Origin of the sequence: Nocardioides gilvus (assembly GCF_003194605.1) — a bacterium.
In the GTDB taxonomy this organism is placed as follows: domain Bacteria; phylum Actinomycetota; class Actinomycetes; order Propionibacteriales; family Nocardioidaceae; genus Nocardioides; species Nocardioides gilvus.
In genome coordinates, this window is sequence record NZ_QHKY01000003.1 from 22,318 (window position 1) to 45,784 (window position 23,467).

Annotated in this window: 21 protein-coding genes and 1 riboswitch; of the genes, 9 read left to right on the forward strand and 12 right to left on the reverse strand. The window is 69.1% G+C overall.

Annotated features, from left to right (window positions below):
* Nucleotides 1-101: 101 nt before the first annotated feature.
* Nucleotides 102-866: an MIP family channel protein gene (locus DNK52_RS08985; protein ID WP_110241168.1), complete on the forward strand. Its 765-nt coding sequence runs from the start codon at nucleotides 102-104 to the stop codon at nucleotides 864-866.
* A 31-nt stretch (nucleotides 867-897) separates the two neighbouring features.
* Here the strand turns inward: DNK52_RS08985 and DNK52_RS08990 are convergent, their stop codons facing one another.
* Complete coding sequence (locus tag DNK52_RS08990; protein ID WP_162598704.1) at nucleotides 898-1,659, reverse strand: hypothetical protein; 762 nt, start codon at nucleotides 1,657-1,659, stop codon at nucleotides 898-900.
* Nucleotides 1,660-1,762: 103 nt separating this feature from the next.
* Between DNK52_RS08990 and DNK52_RS08995 the strand changes: the two genes are divergently transcribed.
* A complete protein-coding gene (locus tag DNK52_RS08995) occupies nucleotides 1,763-2,752 on the forward strand; it encodes a malate dehydrogenase (RefSeq protein ID WP_162598705.1) in 990 nt (329 codons plus the stop codon).
* A 129-nt stretch (nucleotides 2,753-2,881) separates the two neighbouring features.
* Here DNK52_RS08995 and DNK52_RS09000 read toward each other — a convergent pair whose 3' ends face one another.
* The 5 genes from DNK52_RS09000 to DNK52_RS09020 form a co-directional block, all read right to left on the reverse strand.
* Nucleotides 2,882-3,232 (reverse strand): DUF3017 domain-containing protein, encoded by a 351-nt coding sequence (locus tag DNK52_RS09000; RefSeq protein ID WP_110240686.1) that lies wholly within the window; start codon nucleotides 3,230-3,232, stop codon nucleotides 2,882-2,884.
* 3 nt (nucleotides 3,233-3,235) lie between these two features.
* Nucleotides 3,236-4,102: a bifunctional methylenetetrahydrofolate dehydrogenase/methenyltetrahydrofolate cyclohydrolase gene (locus DNK52_RS09005; protein ID WP_110240687.1), complete on the reverse strand. Its 867-nt coding sequence runs from the start codon at nucleotides 4,100-4,102 to the stop codon at nucleotides 3,236-3,238.
* Between the two features lie 25 nt (nucleotides 4,103-4,127).
* On the reverse strand, nucleotides 4,128-5,771 hold the full coding sequence (purH, locus tag DNK52_RS09010; RefSeq protein WP_110240688.1) for a bifunctional phosphoribosylaminoimidazolecarboxamide formyltransferase/IMP cyclohydrolase: 1,644 nt from the start codon (nucleotides 5,769-5,771) through the stop codon (nucleotides 4,128-4,130).
* Nucleotides 5,772-5,799: 28 nt separating this feature from the next.
* Nucleotides 5,800-5,887: riboswitch (ZMP/ZTP riboswitch) on the reverse strand.
* A gap of 10 nt (nucleotides 5,888-5,897) precedes the next feature.
* Nucleotides 5,898-6,521, reverse strand: a complete 624-nt coding sequence (gene purN, locus DNK52_RS09015) for a phosphoribosylglycinamide formyltransferase (RefSeq protein WP_110240689.1) — start codon at nucleotides 6,519-6,521, stop codon at nucleotides 5,898-5,900.
* A 9-nt stretch (nucleotides 6,522-6,530) separates the two neighbouring features.
* On the reverse strand, nucleotides 6,531-7,793 hold the full coding sequence (locus tag DNK52_RS09020; protein ID WP_110240690.1) for a cell division protein PerM: 1,263 nt from the start codon (nucleotides 7,791-7,793) through the stop codon (nucleotides 6,531-6,533).
* Between the two features lie 138 nt (nucleotides 7,794-7,931).
* On the opposite strand from DNK52_RS09020, the gene DNK52_RS09025 reads away from it, so the two are divergent.
* Nucleotides 7,932-9,779, forward strand: coding sequence for an RNA polymerase sigma factor (locus DNK52_RS09025; protein WP_162598706.1), 1,848 nt, complete (start codon nucleotides 7,932-7,934; stop codon nucleotides 9,777-9,779).
* Nucleotides 9,780-9,884: 105 nt separating this feature from the next.
* Here the strand turns inward: DNK52_RS09025 and sucD are convergent, their stop codons facing one another.
* Nucleotides 9,885-10,766, reverse strand: a complete 882-nt coding sequence (gene sucD / locus DNK52_RS09030; RefSeq protein ID WP_110240692.1) for a succinate--CoA ligase subunit alpha — start codon at nucleotides 10,764-10,766, stop codon at nucleotides 9,885-9,887.
* A 16-nt stretch (nucleotides 10,767-10,782) separates the two neighbouring features.
* Nucleotides 10,783-11,949 carry an ADP-forming succinate--CoA ligase subunit beta gene (gene sucC / locus DNK52_RS09035; protein WP_110240693.1) on the reverse strand — a complete coding sequence of 389 codons (1,167 nt, stop codon included), beginning with the start codon at nucleotides 11,947-11,949 and terminating at the stop codon, nucleotides 10,783-10,785.
* Nucleotides 11,950-12,421: 472 nt separating this feature from the next.
* On the opposite strand from sucC, the gene DNK52_RS16155 reads away from it, so the two are divergent.
* Entirely contained in the window at nucleotides 12,422-13,291 is an 870-nt protein-coding gene (locus tag DNK52_RS16155) for a M23 family metallopeptidase (RefSeq protein WP_204163471.1), read from the forward strand.
* Nucleotides 13,292-13,360: 69 nt separating this feature from the next.
* On the opposite strand, the gene pcrA is transcribed toward DNK52_RS16155, so the two are convergent.
* The gene (gene pcrA / locus DNK52_RS09045) at nucleotides 13,361-15,799 is read right to left on the reverse strand and encodes a DNA helicase PcrA (RefSeq protein ID WP_110240694.1); all 2,439 of its coding nucleotides are present in this window, start codon (nucleotides 15,797-15,799) and stop codon (nucleotides 13,361-13,363) included.
* A 72-nt stretch (nucleotides 15,800-15,871) separates the two neighbouring features.
* On the opposite strand from pcrA, the gene DNK52_RS09050 reads away from it, so the two are divergent.
* The 4 genes from DNK52_RS09050 to DNK52_RS09065 are packed head-to-tail and all read left to right on the forward strand — an operon-like array spanning nucleotide 15,872 to nucleotide 19,350.
* Nucleotides 15,872-16,810, forward strand: a complete 939-nt coding sequence (locus DNK52_RS09050; protein WP_239455475.1) for an ABC transporter ATP-binding protein — start codon at nucleotides 15,872-15,874, stop codon at nucleotides 16,808-16,810.
* On the forward strand, nucleotides 16,803-17,729 hold the full coding sequence (locus DNK52_RS09055; protein WP_110240695.1) for an ABC transporter permease: 927 nt from the start codon (nucleotides 16,803-16,805) through the stop codon (nucleotides 17,727-17,729). Before DNK52_RS09050 ends, DNK52_RS09055 begins: the two co-directional genes overlap by 8 nt.
* On the forward strand, nucleotides 17,729-18,643 hold the full coding sequence (locus DNK52_RS09060; protein WP_110240696.1) for an ABC transporter ATP-binding protein: 915 nt from the start codon (nucleotides 17,729-17,731) through the stop codon (nucleotides 18,641-18,643). Before DNK52_RS09055 ends, DNK52_RS09060 begins: the two co-directional genes overlap by 1 nt.
* A complete protein-coding gene (locus DNK52_RS09065) occupies nucleotides 18,640-19,350 on the forward strand; it encodes an ABC transporter permease (RefSeq protein WP_110240697.1) in 711 nt (236 codons plus the stop codon). The genes DNK52_RS09060 and DNK52_RS09065 overlap by 4 nt, the downstream gene beginning before the upstream one ends.
* Nucleotides 19,351-19,426: 76 nt before the next feature.
* On the opposite strand, the gene DNK52_RS09070 is transcribed toward DNK52_RS09065, so the two are convergent.
* The 3 genes from DNK52_RS09070 to DNK52_RS09080 are packed head-to-tail and all read right to left on the reverse strand — an operon-like array spanning nucleotide 19,427 to nucleotide 21,790.
* A complete protein-coding gene (locus DNK52_RS09070; protein WP_110240698.1) occupies nucleotides 19,427-19,786 on the reverse strand; it encodes a hypothetical protein in 360 nt (119 codons plus the stop codon).
* A gap of 49 nt (nucleotides 19,787-19,835) precedes the next feature.
* The gene (locus DNK52_RS09075; protein WP_110240699.1) at nucleotides 19,836-20,498 is read right to left on the reverse strand and encodes a response regulator; all 663 of its coding nucleotides are present in this window, start codon (nucleotides 20,496-20,498) and stop codon (nucleotides 19,836-19,838) included.
* On the reverse strand, nucleotides 20,495-21,790 hold the full coding sequence (locus DNK52_RS09080) for an ATP-binding protein (protein WP_110240700.1): 1,296 nt from the start codon (nucleotides 21,788-21,790) through the stop codon (nucleotides 20,495-20,497). The genes DNK52_RS09075 and DNK52_RS09080 overlap by 4 nt, the downstream gene beginning before the upstream one ends.
* A 143-nt stretch (nucleotides 21,791-21,933) precedes the next feature.
* Here DNK52_RS09080 and DNK52_RS09085 point away from each other — a divergent pair, with 143 nt between their 5' ends.
* Nucleotides 21,934-23,259, forward strand: coding sequence for a PspC domain-containing protein (locus DNK52_RS09085; RefSeq protein ID WP_162598707.1), 1,326 nt, complete (start codon nucleotides 21,934-21,936; stop codon nucleotides 23,257-23,259).
* The last annotated feature ends 208 nt before the right edge of the window (nucleotides 23,260-23,467 follow it).

The window sequence follows — 23,467 nt, forward strand, 5'->3', positions numbered from 1 at the left end:
CGACTCCTTGCGGATGGGTGCAGACGGATTGCTTGATATCAAGATACCTGACCCCGAATTGGGGCATGCCCGTCGCCCGCGACAGTGGGAAGGTGGTTTTCATGACGAGCGAAACCGGGACCGACACCATCAACGCACAGCCCACCATCGGACACAAGATCGCTGCCGAGGTCGTAGGCACCTTCGTCCTGGTCTTCTTCGGGGTCGGCGCTGCACTGATGAGCGGCGGCGACTACGTCGCCACGGGCCTGTCGTTCGGCATCTCGGTGTTGGTGATGGCGGCTGCCGTGGGCCGGATCTCGGGAGGACACTTCAACCCCGCCGTGACACTGGGTGCCTCCCTGGACGGGCGCCTGCCCTGGGCCCTCGCCCCGCTCTACATGCTGTCCCAGGTCGTCGGCGGCGTCCTGGCCGGCAGCACCCTGCTCTTCGTGATGAACGGTTTCCCGACCTTCGACGTCGCTGAAACGGGTCTCGGCCAGAACAGTTTCGGGGATCTGAGCGCCAACGACTTCGGGACCGCCCAGGCATTCTTCCTCGAGGCGCTGCTCACGATGCTCTTCATCTGGGTGATCCTCGCGGTCACGGACAAGCGCAACGGCGTCAACTCGATCCTGGCTCCGCTCGCCATCGGTCTCGCCCTGGCGATGATCCACTTCGCCTCGATGTCGGCGACCGGTACGTCGGTCAACCCGGCCCGCTCGATCGGTCCGGCCCTCTTCGCCGGGGCCGACGCGATCTCGCAGCTGTGGCTCTTCATCCTCGCGCCGCTCGTGGGTGCCGCCGTCGGCGGTCTCACCTACCGCTTCATCTTCGGTAGGGAGCCTGCGGCGGTCACTCCCGTGGAGCGCGTGAGCGGCGCCTGAGCTGCCCCACGTCACATGTCCCGGGCTTTGTTCAGTCTCCGAGGAGATGCGTCTCCAGGACCAGCTGGTTGCCCGCGCCCCAGGTCCTGAAAACCTCCCCGACGCCTGCTGCCAGACGCACCTCGGACTCCTGCGGGGACCCGTCGGGGCCGGGGACCATCTCGACCACACCCAGCAGATCCTCGAAACGTCCCGCTGGTGTGGTCGTCGCCGGCGGACGCTCACCCACCCGTACGCGCTCGCTTGGCTCGCCGTCGCGCACCTCACGCGCCCAGCCGTCGCCGCGGCGTGGTGCCGACGGCATGGCCAGACCCGCCGCTGCTCCTTCGTCGTCGATCGTCCACTCCCCTGCACGCCCCACCAGCCAGACATGACCTGCCCGGTCCTGGGCGTAGAGGCGTACGACCGGAGCCTCAGCGACCCCGTCGACCCCATCGACCACTGTCTCCGTACGCACCTGGGTGGCGGCGATCCCACCCACCTCGCGACGCTCCGCGAGCACGGTGGTTGTCTCGACCACCCGGCGACCGTCGACCTCGCCCGAGCGCACCCACCGGGCTCCGCTGCGCAGCGGCAACCACTCGTTGGTGATCTCGTCGACGAAGTCCTCCGGCGCCACCGAGGCCCGCGGGATCGTCAGTCCGTCGACCCCGCTGGGATCGACCTTGGGCGGGGACCCCACCACGACGGCCCACTGCACTCCGACGGCGAGCACCACCGCGAGCGCGATGAGCAACGAGCGGCGTACGCCCCACCGGCGTGGTGCTCGGCCATCCAGGGAGGAGCTGCTCATGGCCCCAGCATGCCAGCGCAGAGGGCGTGGTCGGAGCCCACGTCGCGGACGGATAGAGTCAGATCGAAAAGCACCCGCCTCAGACACCTCTCAGGGAGTCCACGTGTCAACCTCTGCCCCGCTCAAGGTGGCCGTGACCGGTGCCGCCGGTCAGATCGGCTACAGCCTTCTCTTCCGCCTTGCCAGTGGCGCGCTCGCCGCTGACCGCAAGATCCAGCTCCAGCTCCTCGAGATCGAGCCGGCCCTCAAGACGCTCGAGGGCGTCGTGATGGAGCTCGACGACTGCGCCTTCCCCAACCTCGCCGGCATCGAGATCGGTTCGGACCCCGAGAAGATCTTCGACGGTGTCAACCTGGCCCTGCTCGTCGGTGCCCGCCCGCGCGGTCCCGGCATGGAGCGCGGCGACCTGCTCTCCGCCAACGGCGCGATCTTCACGGCCCAGGGCAAGGCCCTGAACAAGGTGGCCGCTGACGACGTACGCATCGGCGTGACCGGCAACCCGGCGAACACCAACGCGCTCATCGCGATGACGAACGCTCCCGACATCCCGGACGAGCGCTTCTCCGCCCTGACCCGCCTGGACCACAACCGCGCGATCTCGCAGCTCGCCGCGAAGACCGGCGCCTCGGTCACCGACATCACCAACATGACGATCTGGGGCAACCACTCGGCCACCCAGTACCCCGACCTGTTCAACGCCAAGGTCGGCGGCAAGAACGCCGCCGAGCTGGTCAACGACCAGGAGTGGCTGGAGTCCACCTTCATCCCGACCGTCGCCAAGCGCGGCGCGGCCATCATCGAGGCCCGCGGTTCGTCCTCGGCTGCTTCAGCCGCCTCGGCGACCATCGACGCTGCCCGCGACTGGCTCTTCGGCTCCGCCGACAACGACTGGGTCTCCATGGCCGTGAAGTCCAACGGAGAGTACGGCGTGGCCGAGGGCATCATCTCCTCGTTCCCCGTCACCACCTCCGACGGCAACTGGAGCATCGTCGAAGGCCTCGAGGTCAACGACTTCTCCCGCGCCAAGATCGACGCCTCGGTCGCCGAGCTGGTCGACGAGCGCACCGCGGTCACCGAGCTGGGCCTCATCTGAGACCACGCCACACCGCTCCGGTCGGACCCGCCACCTCTTCACAGGTGGCGGGTTCCGCCATTTGGCCCCGTGGTGACGAAAGGCCGACGCCACGTCGGCGCTGCCCCACGTCCGCCAGGGCCGGTCGCGTCAGACGGGTTGGTCGGGGATGACGGTCGACAGCACCACCAGCGTCGTGGCGACCGTCAGGTAGAGGCCCACGTCGACCGGTCTGCTCCGGACCGCGAGCATGCCTGCATCGCGATCCTTCAGCGCGACCCGCAACCCGGCCCCGACGACGAGGGCTCCGGCGAAGATCCTGATCCCGGTGCGCCACGGGCCCAGCACCACGACCAGGAGGCCGACCGTGATCACCCCGAGCATGACGATGTAGAGCGCGCCACCGATGGTCGAGGGGTAGGTACGGTCCTCCTCGACCACCTCGACCACCTCGACGCCGTCGGCCTCGGCCTCGCGCTCCATGTCGTCACCTTCAGACATGCGTCAGGTACGACCGTTCTGCTGGGTCTGCTTCTCCGCCATCGCAACCAGGTTGGAGAGCAACATTGCGCGAGTCATCGGGCCCACACCGCCAGGGTTCGGGGAGACCCACCCAGCGGTCTCCCACACGTCGTCAGCGAGGTCGCCGGCGATCTTGCCGTCGACCCGGGAGACCCCCACGTCGAGAAGCGCGGCCCCGGGCTTGACCATGTCACCGGTGATGATGCCGGGCACACCGGCAGCCGCCACCACGATGTCGGCCTTGCGCACGTGGGCAGCCAGGTCGACGGTGCCCGTGTGGCACAGCGTGACGGTGGCGTTCTCCGAACGACGAGTCAGCAGGAGACCCAACGGCCGTCCCACCGTGACGCCGCGACCGACCACGACCACTTCGGCGCCGGCGATCTCGACGCCGTGTCGACGCAGGAGCTCGACGATGCCGAACGGGGTGCAGGGCAGGGGTGCTTCGTTGCCGAGCACCAACCATCCCAGGTTGGTGGGGTGCAGACCGTCAGCGTCCTTGGCGGGGTCGATCAGGCCGAGCACCCTGTTCTCGTCCCGACCGCGCGGCAGCGGGAGCTGCACGATGTAGCCGGTGCAGGCGGGGTCGTCGTTGAGTTGCAGGACGGCCTCCTCGATCTCGGCCTGGGAGGCGGTCTCGGGGAGATCGATGCGGATCGACTCGATGCCGATCTCGGCGCAGTCCTTGTGCTTGCCGCCGACGTACCAGCGTGAACCCGGGTCGTCCCCGACGAGGATCGTGCCGAGCCCGGGGGTGATCCCCTGCTCCCTCAGCGCAGCCACCCGGCCGCGCAGTTCTTCCTTGATCGCGGCGGCAGTGGCGGAGCCGTCGAGTTTGCGTGCAGTCATCGCGTGGTCCTTCTCGCGTCGCGGATCAGTGGAAGAAGTGGCGGGTGCCGGTGAAGTACATCGTCACACCCGCTGCCTTGCAGGCCTCGATCGTGAGCTCGTCACGCACCGAACCGCCGGGCTGGACGATCGCCTTCACGCCGGCGTCGATCAGGATCTGCGGACCGTCCTCGAAGGGGAAGAACGCGTCGGAGGCAGCCACGGAGCCGCGGGCGCGTTCGGCGCCGTCCTCGGCCAGCGAGTTGGCCCGCTCGACGGCGAGCCTGCAGGAGTCGACGCGGTTGACCTGCCCCATACCGATGCCGACCGAGCCACCGTCCTTGGCGAGCAGGATGGCGTTGGACTTCGCCGCACGCACCGCACGCCAGGCGAAGGCGAGATCGGCGAGCGTGGAATCGTCGGCAGCCTCGCCGGTGGCCAGGGTCCAGTTGGCGGGGTCATCCCCCTCGGCCTGGAAACGGTCGGTCTCCTGGACGAGCAGACCGCCGGAGACCGGACGGGTCTCGACGCCGGAGGCCGAGGGAACCTCGGAGACCAGGATGCGGATGTTCTTCTTGGCCTGGAGGATCTCCACGGCGCCGTCCTCGTAGCCGGGAGCGACAATGACCTCGGTGAAGACCTCGGCGACCTGCTTGGCCATCTCGACCGAGACCGGGCGGTTGGAGGCGATCACGCCACCGAAGGCGGAGACCGGGTCACAGGCGTGAGCGAGCGCATGGGCCTGCGCCATGTCGTCGGCGGTGGCGACACCGCACGGGTTGGCGTGCTTGATGATGGCGACCGCGGGCCCTTCGAAGTCGCTCGCGGCACGGCGAGCGGCGTCGGTGTCCACGTAGTTGTTGTAGGACATCTCCTTGCCGTGCAGCTGCTCGGCCTGCGCCAGCCCGGACGGGCCGTGCCCGTTGGTGTAGAGCGCCGCCTTCTGGTGCGGGTTCTCGCCGTAACGGAGCACGTTCTGCTTGACGTACGTGCCACCGATCCAGGCCGGGAAGCCGGTGGAGGCGCCGGCCTCGTCGACCGAGGAGTCGGTCAGCACCGACCCCATCCAGGAGGCGACGGCCACGTCGTACGAAGCCGTGTGCACGAAGGCGCGGGCCGCGAGCTGCTTGCGCTGGGCATAGGTGAAACCGCCGGCGGCGACGGCGGCGAGCACCTCGTCGTAGGAGTTGACGTCGGTGACGACCGCGACCGAGGGGTGGTTCTTGGCTGCGGCGCGGACCATCGACGGACCACCGATGTCGATCTGCTCCACGCATTCGTCCGGGCTTGCGCCCGAGGCGACCGTCTGGGTGAAGGGGTACAGGTTGACGACGACCAGGTCGAAGGGCTCCACGCCGAGCTCGGCGAGCTGGTCGACGTGGGGCTGGAGACGGCGGTCGGCGAGGATGCCGGCGTGCACGCGCGGGTGCAAGGTCTTGACCCGCCCGTCGAGGCACTCGGGGAAGCCGGTGAGCTCCTCGACCTTGGTGACCGGGAGCCCGACCTTCTCGATGAGCGCTGCGGATCCGCCGGTCGAGACCAACTCGACGCCGGCGTCGTGCAGGCCACGGACCAACGCCTCGAGGCCGGTCTTGTCGAAGACGGAGACGAGCGCCCGACGGATCGGGACCTGCTTGTCGGCGCTGAAGTCATGAGCGCTGTGGTCGTGGGCGGTGGGGACAGAAGACACTGGGGCTCCTCGGTTGAGTTCTCGTGGAGGAGAGCACCCAGGCGTTCGATGCTCATCGGTGCCCGTGCGGGCCACTCCCTGGTGGTTGCCCACCTGCGCCAGTCGTGTGGGGCCAGACTAGACGATTCAGCCGATCCGGACGCGCCTGCCCTCGACGCTCCAGCCCTCGCGTGACATGCGTCCCACCGACTCCACCAGCATCTGCCGCTCGGCGACCTTGATGCGTTCGTGCAGGGTCTCGCCGGTGTCGTCGTCGAGCACCTCCACGACCCGCTGGGCGATGATCTGGCCCGTGTCGACACCGGGATCCACGACGAAGAGCGTGCAGCCGGTGACCTTCACCCCGTAGTCGAGCGCGTCGGCAGGGCCGTGCATGCCGGGGAAGGACGGCGAGAGCGCCGGGTGGGTGTTGATCACCTGGTGCTCGAACCGGGTCAGGAAGTCGGGGCCGACCAGTTTCATGAACCCCGCCAGCACCACCAGATCCGGCTCGAACCCGGCCACCGCACGGGTCAACGCCAGGTCCCAGGCCTCCCGGGAGTCGTGCTGGCTGACCTGCTTGACGAACGTCGGGATGCCGGCACGCTCGGCGCGGGCCAGACCCTCGACGTCGTAGCGGTCAGCGCCGACCGCGACCACCCTGGCTCCGTACGCCGGGTCCTCGCAGGCGTCGAGCAGAGCCTGCAGGTTGGTGCCCGAACCGGACACGAGCACAACGAGGCGGGCGGGATTGTTCGCAGGCGTGGGCACGCGTGGATTCTAGGGGGCGGGCGCGGAGGGCTCCGTCACCGCGATGGGTTCGGAGGCCGGGACCGACGTACGTCGCTGCCACCAGGTCATCAGCAGCCCCCCGGCGAGCGCACCGAACCCGAACGCGACCAGGCCGTGGAGCAGGACCTCTGAGGTGAAGGGCGCCACCTGGCTCATCCGCCCGGGCCCGGCGGAACCACCCGACAACCTCATGAGCACGGTGAGCGCGGTCGCTGCCAGGAGCCCGCCGGCGCAGGCTCGCAGCACTCCGTGGTCCCAGCGCAGCGTCGGTCGTTCCCACTGGTGCCGCCCGGCGGCCCAGGCGGCCACGACGACCGGGACAGCGATCGTCAGCGCCCACCCGGTGGCCGGGACGCCCGGCGCAGGCAGAGCAGCGAAGAGCCCCAGGAGGGGCAGCGGCCCCAGGACGACCGCGGACGGTGAGACCACGGTGGCGGTCCCGGCCGCAAAGCCCGGCCCCAGCAGGAACGCGCCCGTGAAGAGCACCGCATTGGGCAGGAAGGCGAGGTTGAGGAGGGCGTACTGGAAGGCCTCGGACGGCGAGAGACCCAACTGGGAGACCATGAAACCGGCCTCGGAGATCCCCAGTCCCATGGCGAGGAGGAAGACCGCGGTCGAGGCCACGACGTACCAGACGAGGATCCGACGGGCGGCTGCGAAGGCGTGGCGTGCCACCGGCGGAAGCCCGGCAGCCCAGATCGCCGCACGTCCCGAGCCCACCGCCACGGCCGGCCCGCCGACGAGCAGGCTGAGCGCGAGCGCGCCGGTCAGGGCGGGCGCCAGACGGGGCTCGTAGGAAGGCCCGGAGACCAGGTTGAGGACGACGAGCAGAGTCGCGAGGTAGCCGACCACCAGACCTGCCACCGCCTGGGGCACGGTCCAGTCCCGCTCACCGTCGCCGATCCGGTGCACGTCGGGCCCGTGCGCCCAGACCGACTCACCCAGCCGTACGCCCGTGCGCCACGTCCACCAGGCCAAGGTCAGGGTCACGGCGAGCGGGAGCACGGTCACCGAGGCGCCGCCCACGGTGAAACCGGCGCCGTGACCGACCAGCCAGGCGATCGCCCCGACGCCCATGGCGTCACCGGCGGCGCCGTGTCCGCCCGCGTCGCTGAGGTACCAGCCCGCCAGCGCGAGGCCCGCGCAGGTCAGCACCGGGACCAGCGCGGACACCAGTCCGGCAGCTGCCCCGAGGAGGAGTGCAGGCCGGTGCCGAGAGGAGAAGGACGTGGTGGGGGATGCAGGTGCCATGGCCGATCCATCATCGCCCGCCGGGCGGGCCGGGCGAGGGGTGCCACGCCGCTGGCCGGGATCGAGTCGTCTTCCGGGAGACCCAGTTGCGTGGTCGAAGTGCGGTCTCATGACTGGCCGCGTACCGTGGTGGACGCCATGAGTCAGCCCGATGATTTCGACGCCCTGTACAAGGACGTCCGCGACCGTCTGTTGGTCGAGGCGTACGCACTGACCGGCGACCGTGACGTGTCGCGCAGCGCCGTACGCGACGCGATGACCGTGGCCTGGCACCACTGGCACACGGTCCAACGCCTCGACGACAAGATGGGATGGCTGCGACCCCACGTCTGGCGACGGGCACGCAACCGGCACACCGCGCGACCCTGGCACAAGGAACGCGACCTCCCCGAGAGCGCCGCAGCCACCCTGGAGGCACTCGACCACCTCTCGCTCAACGAGCGCAAGGCTCTGGTCCTGACCTACCTCTCCCCCGTGCCGCTGGGCGAGATGGCCCGTGAGATCGGCCTGCCGCTCGCGGCCACCCAGACGCTCTGCGTCTCCGCGGTGGAGACCTTCACCCAGAAGCGCGAGTGCACGCCCGGCGGGATCGGACCTCTCCTCGAGGAGCTCCGTCCGGTCACGGCCGGCAGCCGCTGGCCGCGCAGCACCATCGTGCGACGCGCCGGGACCACCCGCCGACGCTCGTACGCCCTGGCCGGGATCTTCGCCACGGTGGCCCTCGTCTTCTCCAGCGGGACCCTGGTCGCCCAGGGCACCGAGGCCGAGGCGGCGCTGAGTGAGCAGGGCTTCGATCGACGCCCTCTCAAGGTGGACACCGCGCCGGCGCTGCCCGAGCTCAGCGAGTCCGCCCTGCTCGCCGAGAGCCAGGTGCAGCGGGTCGACCGGTCACTGGACTGGAGCGCCGGTGAGACGCACGACAACACCTCCGGCGACGGACTCGTCCTGCCCTGCCAGCAGACCAGCTTTGCCGACCCCGACGGCCTGGGCGCGTACGTCCGCACCTTCGAGGGGACCCCTCGCAAGGGCAAGGACCGGAAAGCCGTCGCCACCGCGGTGGAGATGGTGGAGCTCTCCCGGACCGAGGAGGATGCGCAGCGCGCCTACGACACCGCCCTGGGCTGGTTCACGGCCTGCAACGCGGCCCGTACGCAGTTGCTCCGGGTCAACAAGGTGGCGTCCCTGGGTGACGAAGCCGCCCTGGTGACGCTCCGGACGTGGGGCGGCTCGACCCGTACGATCCAGGTCGGGCTGGCACGCACCGGACAGGTCATCACCACGACGGTGAGCGAGGTGCAGGGGCTCAGACGTGGCACTGCACCTGTGGCCACGATGCTCGGGGCGGCCGTGAACGGCCTGTGCGGCACTCCCGGCTCCGGGAGCTGCGCGAGCGCCACGACCCCCAAGCCGGTTGCCGTCCCGGTCGCCGGGCAGGTTCCCGGCATGCTCAGTGAGGTCGACCTGCCCCCGGTTGCAGGGGCCAGGGGCCGCTGGGGTGGCACCACCCCCGCCAAGGACAGCCAGAGCCGCGCGGCCACCCACTGTGACAAGACGAAATTCTCCTCCAAGAGTTTCACCGACAACCTCTCGCGCACCTTCGTCTTCCCCGACGTCAAGAAGGAGCGGGTCTTCGGTGTCACCGAGACGGTGGGCACGGCGAGAAGCGCCAGGCAGGCCAAGGCCTTCGTCCAGCAGGTGCGCAAGGAGCTCGGCGACTGCGCTGATCCGCCGGCAGGCCCCAAGGTCGCTCGGCTGCTCAACCAGCGAGGCAAGAAGAGCGAGATCACTGCCTGGTACGTGGACGTGCCGCTCGACGACGACCGGTCGCTCGAATACCTGATGGCCATCGTGCGCCACGGCAACACCGTTGCCCAGGTGGGTGTCACCACCGACGGTCGACTCGACATGAAGCGCTCTGACTTCCTGGCGCTCTCCCGACGCGCCAAGGAACGGTTGCCTCACCTGAAGTTGGAGGGCAGGGGCTGAACGCCGCCTGACCCGGCCTCCCCGCGGCCGGCAAGCCGTAGGGGCCATGGAAATGACGAACGCCCCGACCATCGGCCGGGGCGTTCGTCGTTGACTCTGAACAGGTCAGAGGGACTTCATGATCTCGCGCATCAGGTCAGCGGTCTCGGACGGCGTCTTGCCGACCTTGACCCCGGCGGCCTCGAGGGCCTCCTTCTTGGCCTGGGCGGTGCCCGAGGAGCCCGAGACGATGGCGCCGGCGTGGCCCATGGTCTTGCCCTCCGGAGCGGTGAAGCCGGCCACGTAACCGACGACCGGCTTGGTGACGTGCTCGGCGATGTAGGCCGCTGCACGCTCCTCGGCGTCGCCACCGATCTCACCGATCATCACGATTGCCTTGGTCTCCGGGTCGTTCTCGAAGGCCTCGAGCGCGTCGATGTGCGTGGTGCCGATGATCGGGTCTCCACCGATGCCGATGGCAGTGGTGAAGCCGTAGTCACGCAGCTCGTACATCATCTGGTAGGTCAAGGTGCCCGACTTGGAGACCAGGCCGATGGGACCCTTGCCCGCGATGGTGTGCGGGGTGATGCCGGCCAGCGACTCTCCGGGGGAGATGATGCCGGGGCAGTTCGGGCCGATCATCCGGGTCTTCTTGCCGTCGAGGTAGGCGAACAGCTCGGCGGTGTCCTGGACCGGGACGCCCTCGGTGATGACCACCAGGAGCGGGATCTCGGCGTCGATGGCCTCGATGCAGGCGTCCTTGGTGAAGGCCGGCGGGACGAAGGCGACGGACACGTTGGCGTCGGTCTCCTTCATGGCCTCTTCGACGGTGCCGAAGACCGGCAGCTCCTTGCCGTTCAGCTCGATCGTGGTGCCGGCCTTGCGGGCGTTGACACCACCGACGATGTTCGCGTCGGCCTGGAGCATCAGGTCGGTGTGCTTGGAGCCCATGCCACCGGTGATGCCCTGGACGATGATCTTGGAGTCCTTGTTGAGGTAAATCGTCATTTCAAGTCTCCCGTTCTCAGGCGTTCGCCAGCTCGGCGGCCTTGTCGGCCGCGCCATCCATCGTGTCGACGAGCGTCACCAGGGGGTGCTTCGCCTCGTTGAGGATGCGACGACCCTCCTCGACGTTGTTGCCGTCCAGACGGACGACCAGCGGCTTGGAGGCCTCGTCACCGAGGATCTCCAGCGCGCCGACGATGCCGTTGGCGACCTCGTCACAGGCCGTGATGCCACCGAAGACGTTGACGAAGACGCTCTTGACCTGCGGGTCGTGCAGGATCACGTCCAGGCCGTCAGCCATCACCTTGGCGTTCGCGCCGCCACCGATGTCGAGGAAGTTGGCGGGCTTGACGCCGCCGTGTGCCTCGCCGGCGTACGCGACGACGTCCAGGGTCGACATGACCAGACCGGCACCGTTGCCGATGATTCCGACCTGTCCGTCGAGCTTGACGTAGTTGAGGCCCTTGTCCTTGGCCTTCGCCTCGAGCGGGTCGGCCTCTTCACGGATCTCGAAGTCGGCGTGGTGGGGGTGGCGGAACTCGGAGGCGTTCTCGTCCAGCGAGACCTTGCCGTCGAGCGCCTCGAGCTTGTCGCCCTCCAGGCGGGCCAAGGGGTTGACCTCCACCAGGGTGGCGTCCTCCTCGACGTAGACCTTCCACAGCGCCTGGACCATCTCGATGGCCTGGTCGCGCAACTCCGCCGGGAACTTGGCGTCGTCGACGATCTCGGCAGCCTTCTCCGCGGTCACGCCCTCGAGGGCGTTGATCGGGATCTGGCGCACGGCCTCGGGGTTGGTCTTGGCGACCTCCTCGATCTCCACGCCGCCCTCGACCGATGCGATGCACAGGTGCGAGCGGTTGGCACGGTCGAGCAGGAAGGAGAAGTAGTACTCCTCCACCGGCGGGGTGGCAGGGGTGACCAGGACGCGGTTGACCCGCAGACCCTTGATCTCCATGCCGATGATCGCGTCGGCGTACTCGTACGCCTCGTCCGCGGTCTTTGCGATCTTGACGCCGCCAGCCTTGCCTCGACCACCGGCCTTGACCTGCGCCTTGATGACGGTCACGCCGCCCAGCTTCTCGGCAGCAGCCTTGGCCGCTTCAGCCGTTTCGACAACCACACCGAGGGTGGTAGTCACACCATGCTTGGCGAAGAGTTCCTTCGCCTGGTATTCCATCAGGTCCACGATCCACCCAATCCTTTAGGTTCGCGAGCGCGCGGGCAGCCCCGAACGTGGGTCCAGGGGAGCGCGTTCCAACCCTCGAACACTAAACCGCCACACCGGACCACGACGATTCTGGGTCCCTCGTGGACAGGTCATGTGACCGGTTTCACCCATGGGTCAGGCGTTTTTTCCACGTTCTCCTGCGCCCCTCCAAAGCTTGACGCAGGATCTGTGGACAGGGGATTACCCCCGACTTGGCCGATCCACTACAGTCGTCCGGGTTGCTCCACCGCAGTACTGCCCCATCGTCAAACCACCTGAGGTCTTCTTCATGGGAAACCATCGAGCTGAACGCGGCGATCGCCGCACAGCATCGGCGGACCGCGCCCGCACGACCGCTTCGACCCGGAACGCCCCGACCGCTGGAGCCCGTAGGGCCACCACGTCCGAGCTCCGGGTCTCTCACATTTCTCAGCCCGTCGCAGATGTCGACATGGCACTTCCTACCCGGCTCCCGGCCGCAGCAAACCAAGTTTCTGAAAAAGTCGTTCCGGTCATCGAGGCGGCGGCCTACCCGGCCACCCTCGCGCCGGTGGGCGGCAAGCGCCGCGCCACCAAGCACAGCGGGCCCAAGGGGCCACTCTTCCGCGGTCTCCCCTCCCTTCCGGTGATCGCCGGGGCAGCCGCCCTGGCCGTCTCCATCGGAGGAGCCGTGGCCGGTCCCGGCATGGCTGACGACCCCGTCGTCGCCGCCGAGGTCGCGCAGAGCAATGCCGTGAGCAGTGCCGCAGCAGTTGTCGCGGACCGCGACGAGGTCGTAAGTCGTGACTCGCGCCGGGTCGCAGTCGCCCAGGCCTCTGACGCCGAGTTGGTGGCGCAGGCCGAGGCCGCCGCCGCCGCGCGCAGCAAGACGCTGGCAGGTCTCCAGGCCCGGGCCAACAAGCAGGCCGCCAAGATCGAGGCCAACCAGTGGGTCATGCCGGTGCAGGGCTACCGGCTCTCCGCGACCTTCGGCCTCACCAGCTACCTGTGGTCGACGGTGCACACCGGTCTCGACTTCGCTGCTCCCTCGGGCACCCCGCTGGTCGCGGTGGCCAACGGCACGATCACCGAGGTCGGCTACGACGGCTCGTACGGGAACAAGACCGTACTGACCCTCGAGGACGGCACGGAGATCTGGTACTGCCACCAGTCGACGATGGACGTGACCGTCGGTCAGACCGTCACCGGTGGCGACGTGATCGGGCGGGTCGGCAGCACCGGCAACTCGACCGGCGCCCACCTGCACCTGGAGGTCCGCCCCGGTGGAGCCGACCCCGTCGATCCCTACAGCACCCTGATGACCCACGGTCTGCGTCCCTGACCGGACCGCCGACACGCGTGAGCCCCAGCCGGATCGGCTGGGGCTCCTCGCATTTCAGGTGCCGACGCCTCAGAGCTTCTCGACCGGCGCGTACCTCAACAGCAGGCGCTTGACCCCCTGGGATCCGAAGTCGACCGAGGCGACCGACTTGTCGCCCACGCCCTCCAGGGCCACCACGGTCCCCATGCCGAACGAGTCGTGGACCACCCGGTCCCCGGGCGCCAGGGACGGTACCTCGCGGGCGCTCTTGGCCTTCGAGCTGGCATCCATGCGCATGGCCGCGGAGGTGAAGTTGCGGCGCCCCGCGTCCGTGGGCGCACCCATCCGGGAGAAGGAGTTGGCGTCCGGGTCGGAGCGGCTCCATCGGGGAGCCGCGTCGGCCGTACGTTTCCAGTCGACGAGGTCGATCGGCAGCTCGTCGATGAATCGCGAGGCGGGGTTGTGCGACGGAGCACCCCAGGCTGAACGGACGACGGCTCGCGAGACGTACAGCTTCTCCCGGGCCCGGGTGATGCCGACATAGGCGAGGCGTCGTTCCTCCTCGAGCTCGGTGGGATCGCCCAGCGACCGCTGGTGCGGGAAGACGCCGTCCTCGAGCCCGGTCAGGAAGACGATCGGGAACTCCAGGCCCTTGGCGGTGTGGAGCGTCATCAGGGTGACCACGCCGACGTCCTCGCCGTCGGGGTTGTCGGGGATCTGGTCGCTGTCGGCCACCAGGGCCACGCGCTCCAGGAAGTCGGTGAGGCCGGGGGTCACGGTGCCCGCCTCGACGTCGGTCGGATCGGCGGAGGGTCCGGCGACCGGGTCCTCGGAGAACTCCCGCGCCACCGCGACCAACTCGGCCAGGTTCTCCACACGGGTGCCGTCCTGCGGGTCGTCGGAGACCTCCAGCTCGGCCAGGTAGCCCGAGCGGTCGAGCACGGTCTCCAGGATCACGTCGGGGCGCTCACCGGCCTCCACCATCTGCTGGAGCTCGACGATGATGTCCACGAAACCCTTGATCGCCTTGGCTGATCGAGTGGCGATGCCGGGAGCTCGGTCAGCCATGGTCAGCGCCTCGAAGAAGGTGACCCGCTCCTGTTCGGCGAGGAAGTTGACGCACGCCTCGGCGCGGTCACCGATCCCCCGCTTCGGGGTGTTGAGGACGCGGCGCAGCGAGATCTCGTCGGCCGGGTTCACCAGCACCCGCAGGTAGGCCAACGCATCGCGGACCTCCTTGCGCTCGTAGAAGCGCACTCCCCCGACCACCTTGTAGGGCTGCCCCGTGCGCATGAAGATCTCTTCGAAGACCCGCGACTGGGCGTTGGTCCGGTAGAAGACCGCCACGTCCCCGGCTCGGGCCCCGGCGTCGACGAGACGGTCGATCTCGTCGGAGACGAACCTCGCCTCGGCGTGCTCGTCGTCGGCGACCCACCCCACGATCCGGTCTCCGTCACCGGCGTCGGTCCACAACCGCTTGGGCTTGCGGCTGGCGTTGTTGCCGATCACCGCGTTGGCGGTGGCCAGGATGGTCTGGGTGGAGCGGTAGTTCTGCTCGAGCAGGATCGACGTCGCGTCTGCGAAGTCCTTCTCGAAGTCCAGGATGTTGCGGATGTTCGCCCCACGGAAGGCGTAGATCGACTGGTCGGCGTCGCCGACCACCATCAACTCAGCCGGCGCAACCCGCTCGGAACCGGCGTCTTCGGGGTGCTCGGCGCACAACTGGTGGATCAGCGCGTACTGCGCGTGGTTGGTGTCCTGGTACTCGTCGACCAGGACGTGCCGGAAGCGACGCCGATAGGTCTCGCGGACCTCGGGGAAGGCCATGAGGAGGTGGACCGTCGTCATGATCAGGTCGTCGAAGTCCATCGCGTTGGCCTCGCGCAACCGCCGCTGGTACGTCTTGTACGCCGCGGCGTACGCAGCCTCGAAGGCGTTCTTCGTGTCCTTGGCTGCGTCCTCGGCGTCGACGAGCTCGTTCTTGCGGTCCGAGATCCAGTTGAGCACCGCGTTGGGCTGGTACTTCTTCGGGTCGAGCTCCAACTCCTTCAGCACCAGCCCCATCAGGCGCTTGGAGTCGGCCGAGTCATAGATGGAGAAACTCGACTTGAAACCGAGCTTGTCGACCTCCTTGCGCAGGATGCGTACGCAGGCGGAGTGGAAGGTGGAGACCCACATCAGACGGGCTCGCTTGCCGACGAGCTCCTCGACCCGCTCCTTCATCTCGGCCGCGGCCTTGTTGGTGAAGGTGATGGCCAGGATCGAGCCGGGGTGGGCGCCACGCTCGGCCACCAGCCAGGCGATCCGACGGGTCAACACCCTGGTCTTGCCAGAGCCCGCACCGGCCACCACGAGCAGCGGGGCCCCGGCGTGCACGACCGCCTCGGCCTGGGGCTCGTTGAGTCCTTCCAGCAGTTGTTCACGCGTGGGGCCGCGGCGGCTCGGAGCGCGCGCGGGGGCGGGCTCGGAAGGCTGCCCAGCAGGGGGCTGGATGTGTTCGAGACCAGGGATGGTGAAGGGGCTGCTCATGTTGCCCCCAACCTTACGGCGCGCCCCAGACACCTTCAGCCGCTCACCCACAGCTCCCGCTAGGTTGTGCACGTGACAGCCGATCCTGAACCAGTGATCACCACCGCAGGCCTCACCATGGACTTCGGTCGGGTGGTGGCGCTCTCCGACCTCACGCTCCAGGTCGGGCCGGGCGTCACCGGACTCGTGGGAGCCAACGGTGCGGGCAAGTCGACCCTGATCAAGATCCTGTTGGGTCTCCAGGCCCCGACCAGCGGCAGGGCGACCGTCCTGGGGCACGACGTGGCGCAGGATTCAGCCCTGGTGCGCCGGGTGGTCGGCTACATGCCCGAGCACGACTGCCTCCCTCCCGACGTGAGCGCCAGCGACTTCGTCGTGCACCTGGCCCGGATGTCGGGTCTACCCGTCGCCGTCGCCCGCGAGCGCGCCGCCGACATCCTGCGCATCGTCGGTCTGGACGAGGAGCGCTACCGCCTCCTGGGCACGTACTCCACCGGCATGAAGCAGCGGGCCAAGCTCGCGCAGGCGTTGGTGCACGACCCTGAGCTGGTCTTCCTCGACGAGCCCACCAACGGACTCGACCCGGCCTCCCGGATGGACATGCTGCGGCTGGTCCGCCGGATCGGCACCGACTTCAAGATCCCGGTCCTGGTCACCTCCCACCTGCTCGGGGAGCTCGAGAAGGTCAGCGACCACGTGGTCATCCTGGACGCCGGCACCCTGCTGCGCTCCTCGGCCACCAGCCAGTTCCTGGACGTCTCGGGCGCCCTCCTGGTCGAGGTCCTGGGTGGCGTGGCCGAGCGGGACCTGCTGGGCCAGGAGCTGGCCGCCGCGGGTCTCCCCTGCCGACCGCACCACCGGACGGTGCGCGTCGACCCGCCGCCGAAGGGCGTGGACGTGCACCGAGTGGTGCGCGACGTCGTCGCCGACCACGGGCTCGGTCTGGTCCGCATCGAGCCGGACCACGGCCACCTCGAGGACGTCTTCACCGAGGGAGTGCCGCATGTCTGAGCCATCGCCGACCCAGCACCCGACGGCCCAGCACCCGACGGCCCAGCAGCCGGTCACCGGGGTCATCCACGACATCGGTTACCGCCGCTACACCGGCCCGCGCGACGGCGACGCGCGCATCGCGTTCTCCCTCTACGTCACGGCCCTCAAGCACGCGTACGGGCTGGGCCGCTCCGGGCGCTCCAAGGTGCTGCCCTTCCTGCTGCTCGGCCTGACCCTGCTGCCCGCCGTGATCATGGTGGGAGTGGTGGCGATGTTCGGTTTCGACGAGCAGGTCAGGACGTACGCGGCCTACACCAACACCGTGCAGGTCCTGGTCAGCATCTTTGCCGCCTCCCAGGCCCCGACGATCTTCTCCCGGGACCTGCGTTCCCGCTCGATCGTCCTGTACCTGGCGCGACCACTGAGCGCCCGGACCTCGGCCCTGGTGCGCTGGGCCGCGTTGGCCACGGCCTGTCTGATCTTCATCCTGGCGCCGCAACTCGTGCTGTACGTCGGCGGCTTGCTGAGCCGCCTCGACGCCGGCGACGAGACGCTCTCGTTCCTCAAGGCCCTCCCCCTGGACCTGCTGCTGGCAGCCATGCTCGCCTCGATCACCGGACTGATCGCCAGCATGGCCCTGCGCCGTGGCTTCGCCGTGGTCGGCTCGATCCTTGCGGTCCTGGTGGTCAGCACCGCGCTCTCTGCGGTCCAGGCGATCGCTGCGGAGTTCGACTCGCCGCGGACAGGCGAGATCTCGGGTCTCTTCTCGCCGTGGGCGTTGGTCAACGGGCTGGCCTCCGTGATGGACGCCGGGGTCGAGGTGATCACCCCGCCCCAGGGCGCAGTGATGGTGAGCGCCTACGTCCTCGCGGCACTGCTCATGGCTGCTCTCCCCGTGCTCGCGCTGGTCGCTCGCTTCAGGAAGGCTGGTCGCTGATGGCTGAGATCGTGCTGGAGAAGGTCTCGCGGTGGTTCGGCAACGTGGTCGCTGTCAACGACGTCTCGATGCGGATCGGCCCCGGGGTCACCGGGCTCCTGGGTCCCAACGGCGCCGGGAAGACGACGCTGATGGCAATGATGTCGGGCTTCCTCGCGCCGTCGGCGGGTGAGGTGCTCCTCGACGGGGCGCCGGTGTGGCGCAACACCGAGGCATATCGCCAACTGGGCCTCGTACCCGAACGCGAGATCAGTTTCGGTTACCTCACCGGACGTCAGTTCGTCCGGGCCAACGCCGAACTGCAGGGCCTGAGTGATCCGGGCGCGGCCACCGAGAAGGCCCTGGAGCGCGTCGAGCTGGTCGAACCCTCCGGGCGACGCATCGACACCTATTCCAAGGGCATGCGCCAGCGCGTCAAGATCGCTGCCGCACTCGTGCACGAACCCGGCGTGATGCTGCTGGACGAGCCCTTCAACGGCGTCGACCCCCGTCAACGGATGCAGTTGATGGCCCTGCTGCACGACATGGGCGAGACCGGCCACACCATCCTGTTCAGCTCACACATCCTCGAGGAGGTCGAGCGCCTGGCCCGCCACATCGAGGTCGTCGTGTCTGGCCGCCATGCCGCCTCGGGTGACTTCGGCGCCATCCGACGGCTGATGACCGACCGCCCGGTGCAGTACTTCCTGCGCTCCGACGACGATCGTGCGTTGGCCGTCGCCCTGGTCGCCGAGCCGTCGGTGCGCGCCGTGCGCTTCGTCGACAGTGGCGGTCTCGACGTCGAGGTCGCCGACCTGGGGACCTTCGTCCACGGTCTCCCGGTCTGGGCCCGTGCCGGTGACATCTCCCTCATCGAGGTCTCGCCGAGTGACGAGTCCCTCGAGAGCGTCTTCTCCTACCTGGTGGCCCGATGAACACGACGATCGCACGGCTTGCCCTCGCGGCCCTCCTGGGGCGCAAGCGTTTCATCCTGCTCCTGCTCTTCCCGGTCGCGCTGATCGGCCTGAGCGTGCTGGTACGGGTGCTCACCTCCGACGCGGAGGTCGCCCTGGGAATCCTCTTCGGGCTCGGTCTCCTGGTGATCCTGCCGCTGCTGGCCCTGGTCTCCGCGACGGCGGTGATGGGCCCGGAGGTCGACGACGGGTCCTTGGTCTACCTGCTCGCCAAACCGGTGAGCCGTCACTCGGTGGCCTTCAGCAAGTACGTCGTCGCGCTCGCCGCGGTGCTGCTGCTCGGTCCACTGCCCATGCTGGTCACCGGGTTCGCGATCGGCTCCGGGGACCAGGACCTCGTCCTGGCCGGAAGTGTCAGCGCGACGCTGGGCGCGATCGCCTACACCTCGCTCTTCCTGGCACTGAGCACGGTGTGGAAGCACGCTGTCGTGGTCGGCCTGCTCTTCGTGCTGTTGTGGGAGGGCACCCTGGCCGCCATCTTCTCGGGCGTGGCCTGGCTCAGCATCGGTCAGTGGGCAGCACGGATCGGCGCCACGATCGATGCGGACTGGGCTGATGATGCGGTGCCCCTGTGGTGGGCCGTGGGAGCCCTGTTCGTCGTGGGGATCGGCGGGGTCTGGTTCTCCGGAGACCGCCTGCGGTCCTTCTCCCTCAAGGGGGACGACTGACCACTCGGCACGGGATCGCCGAGAAGCACAGCGACCGCAGCCCTCGAGAGGACTGCGGTCGCTGGATGACGTCGGATCAGTAGGTGTGTCCACCGCTCCAGAAGAGCGCGAGGACGACGTTCAGCACGGTCAGCCCGGTGAGCGCCCAGAAGAGGCCGTTGGGGATCGAGGGCTTGCGCATGTTGGCCATCACCAGGACGAGCACGACCAGGTTGACGAGGAACTTGACACCGATCTTCAGGTGGTTGACGTCGCCGTCACCCGCCTCGAGCAGCCCGACGAGCACGATACCGGCGACGAAGGCGGTGCCGACGCCGTCGCGGATGACCGGAGTGATCCGCTTCTCGGAGTCACGCGCTTGGGCGAGAAGGCCACCCAGCAGGGCCGCGATGCCGAGAAGGTGCAGGAGCAGGACGATGAGACCCAAGGTGTTCATGGGCGCAAGGTTATCGAATCCGACAGGGTGTCGATAAACCACGGACCTCTCAGAGCAGGCGGCGGTCCGAGGCCCACTTGGTGAGCTCGTGGCGCGAGGAGAGTTGCAGCTTGCGCAGCACCGACGACATGTGGGTCTCCACGGTCTTGATCGAGATGAACAGCTCCTTGGCGACCTCCTTGTAGGCGTAGCCGCGGGCGATCAGTCGCATCACCTCACGCTCGCGCTCAGTGAGGCGGTCGAGGTCCTCGTCGACGGCCGCGACCTGGATGGACCCGGCGAAGGCGTCCAGCACGAAGCCGGCCAGCCGGGGAGAGAAGACTGCGTCCCCTTCGGAGACCCGCTGGATCGCAGCCACCAGCTCGGGACCGGTGATCGTCTTCGTGACGTAGCCCCGGGCCCCGCCCCGGATGGTCCCGATGACGTCCTCCGCGGCATCGCTCACGCTCAGCGCCAGAAACTTGGGCGCTCCGTCGCGGTCGCGGGCCCGCACCCTGCGCATCACTTCCGCGCCTCCCCCGCCGGGCAGGTGGACGTCGAGCAGCACCACGTCGACCTCATGGACCGCGAGCGCCTTCACCGCCTCGTCCACGTCAGCAGCCTCGGCCACCACGTCGACGACGTCAGCGCCCACACCCGCCAGCTCGGCCCGTACGCCGGCACGGAACATTGCGTGGTCGTCGACGACCAACACCTTCACCGGCACGCTCATTCGTCCTCCTCGACCGGCATCGCCAGCCTCACCTCGGTGCCCTCGCCGGGAGCCGAGCGTACGTCCGCGGTCCCCCCGTGCCTGACCATTCTGTCGATGATGCTGTGCCGCACGCCCATCCGGTCCTCAGCCACCGACTCCGGATCGAAGCCGGCCCCACGGTCGCGGACGAAGACTTCGACGAGGGTGGCCGAGCTCTCCGAGAAGACGTCCACCCGTCCGGTGCCGGCGTGCTTGGCAGCGTTGACCATCGCTTCGCGGGCGGCGTGCACCAGAGGGCGCAGGTGTTCCGACATCTCGATGTCACCGACACTCACCACATCGACGACGACGGCGTGCTCGTCCTCGACCCGGGCAGCCACCTCGCGCAGGGCCCCGGCCACGGTGGCCGCGTCGGGCTCCTGGCCGGTGTAGAGCCAGGAGCGCAGGTCTCGCTCCTGGCTCCGGGCCAACTTGGTGACCGTCGTCGGGTCGGAGGCATTGCGTTGGATCAGGGCGAGGGTCTGCAGCACCGAGTCGTGCAGGTGCGCAGCCATGTCGGCGCGTTCCTGCGTACGGATCCGCTCGGCGCGCTCTGCTCCGAGGTCGGAAGCCAGACGCACCACCCACGGTCCGACCACCACCGCCAGACCCGCGATCCCCAGCAGGCTCGCCAACCAGAGCTCGCGCGCGACCTCGAGCCGCCCCGAGGTCAGGCTGAAGAGGACGAGCGCCACGGCGACCAGGCCCACCCCGGCCGCGAGCCGGACGTACGACGCCGTGTTCCCGGCCCCGAAGACGGCCCGGAAGGGGTCCACCCGTCCGCTCGGGTCGAACCAGCGTTCCCGCTGCGCCTCGTCCGCCTGGCGCCACAGCAGCGCGATCCCGAGTCCGGCGATCAGCAGCGGGATCAGGATCGCCCCACGACCGAAGACGGCCTGGAACCCGAGGACCAGTCCGATGCCCAGGACACCCAGCGCCACGGCAGGTCCGACGTCACTCATCCGCCACGTACGACCGGGACGACGGCCGGTGCGCGACGCACTCTCCAGGCCGGGAGCGTCCTGCTCGAACCTGGCGTCGGTCGGCAGGAACATCCACCAGCCGGCATACAGCGCGATGCCCAGGCCACTCAGTGCGGTGCTCACCACGAACGCGGCCCGCAGCCACAGGACCGGCACGCCGAAGTGCTCGGCCAGGCCCGACGCCACTCCACCGAGCAGCGGGTCAGTGGAGTTGCGAGTGGCCCGGCGCCACGCCAACGGGGCCGTCGGCTCGGGCGCCGGGGGACGCGGGGGCTCTGGCGGATTCATGGTGCCTCCATGGTGTCAGGCGAAGCGGTGCGCGACCATGAGGGCTGACCCCGAGAGGACCCTGAGCCCCGGGCTCCCACCCCGCCAGGAGATCAGGGTTGTCACCGATGGTGGAACGGGCGCGACGAGGCGAGGCTGGAGACATGGACGAGACGACCCACTCCACCAGCGGCCCCGCGGGCGAACCCGGCGCCCCTTCACCCGGCCCCGGCCCGGATCCCCAGAGCGGTGCTCGCACCGACTGGGACCAGGTCAAGGACATCGGCGGACTCCAACGCCCCGCCGACCGAAAGGTCGCGGGTGTGGCCGCAGGGTTGGCCCGCCACCTCAACATCGACCCACTCGTGCTGCGCGTCGCCTTCGTGGTGCTCTCGTTCTTCGGCGGCGCCGGCATCATCGTCTACGGCGCCCTGTGGCTGCTGCTGCCCGAGGACGGCCAGCCTCAGGCACCCGTCCCGCTGGACGTGCGCAGCCGCACCGTTGCGGTGGTGGGCGTGGTCGCCCTCGCGGCACTCGCGCTGGTCGGCGACACCTGGGGGTGGTACCGGTTCCCATGGGCACTGGTGGTGATCGGCTTGGTCCTATGGCTCCTCTGGTCCCGGCGCGACGCCTCCACCGCCAGCCCCGCCGCGGCTCCCACTGCGCCGTACGCACCGGCGTACGACCCCGCGGCGCCGACTGCCCCGTACGCCCCGTACGCCCCGGAGTACGCCCCGGCGTACGCCCCGGCGTACGACCCGGCTGGGCCCACTGCTCCGTACACCCAGCCCCACTGGACGCAGCAGGGCGCCGTCCAGGCTCCCCTGGCCCAGACGCCACTGGCCCAGACTCCACCGGTCCAGCCTCCACTGGCCCGACCCCGGGATCCGCGCCGGCGTGGACCTGTCCTCTTCTGGTTCACCCTGGCCCTCATCGCCCTCGCGCTGGGTGTGCTCGGCACGCTCGACCTGGCCGGCGTGGCCGTGGCCGACAGCGCCTATCCCGCGCTCGCCATGACGATCGCGGCAGCTGTGCTGGTGCTGGGGGCCTTCTGGGGACGGGCCGGGGGTGTCATCCTCATCGCGCTCGTCGCGGCGGTCACCACCGTCGGCGCGATGGCTGCCGAGCACTCGAATGAGGTCGAACTGTTCTTCACGCCCGGGTCGGCGAGCGAGGTCCGCGACAGCTACGAGATCCACCGCGGCGAACTGGTCCTGGACCTCACCGAGGTCAGCGACCCAGCCGCCCTCGACGACCGCGAGATCCGGGTCGACGGTGGAGCCGGACGCGTCGAGATCCGCCTGCCCGAAGGACTGGGATACGACATCGAGGCCGCGATCGGGGTCGGCTCGATCCGCTTGCCGGACCAGGACGAGAACGGTGGACTGGGCATCAGCGCCAGCGCCGGCTCCGAGCCTTCCGAGAGCGCCCCCCGCATCGACATCGTCACTGACATGGGCGTCGGCGAGATCGTGGTGACCCAGCCATGAGCAGCTACCACCAGCCCGCACCCGCCCAACCTGTCTGGAGCCACGACATGGACCCGCAGAACAGCAACCCCACCCACGTCCCGGGCCCCGAGTCCGGTCGCCACCCGGTCAACCTGACCCACCTGATCATGGGCATCGCCTTCCTCGGCTTCGCCGGGATCTGGACGGCGATCACCGGCGACCTGGTGCCCGACGACAACCTCGAGTG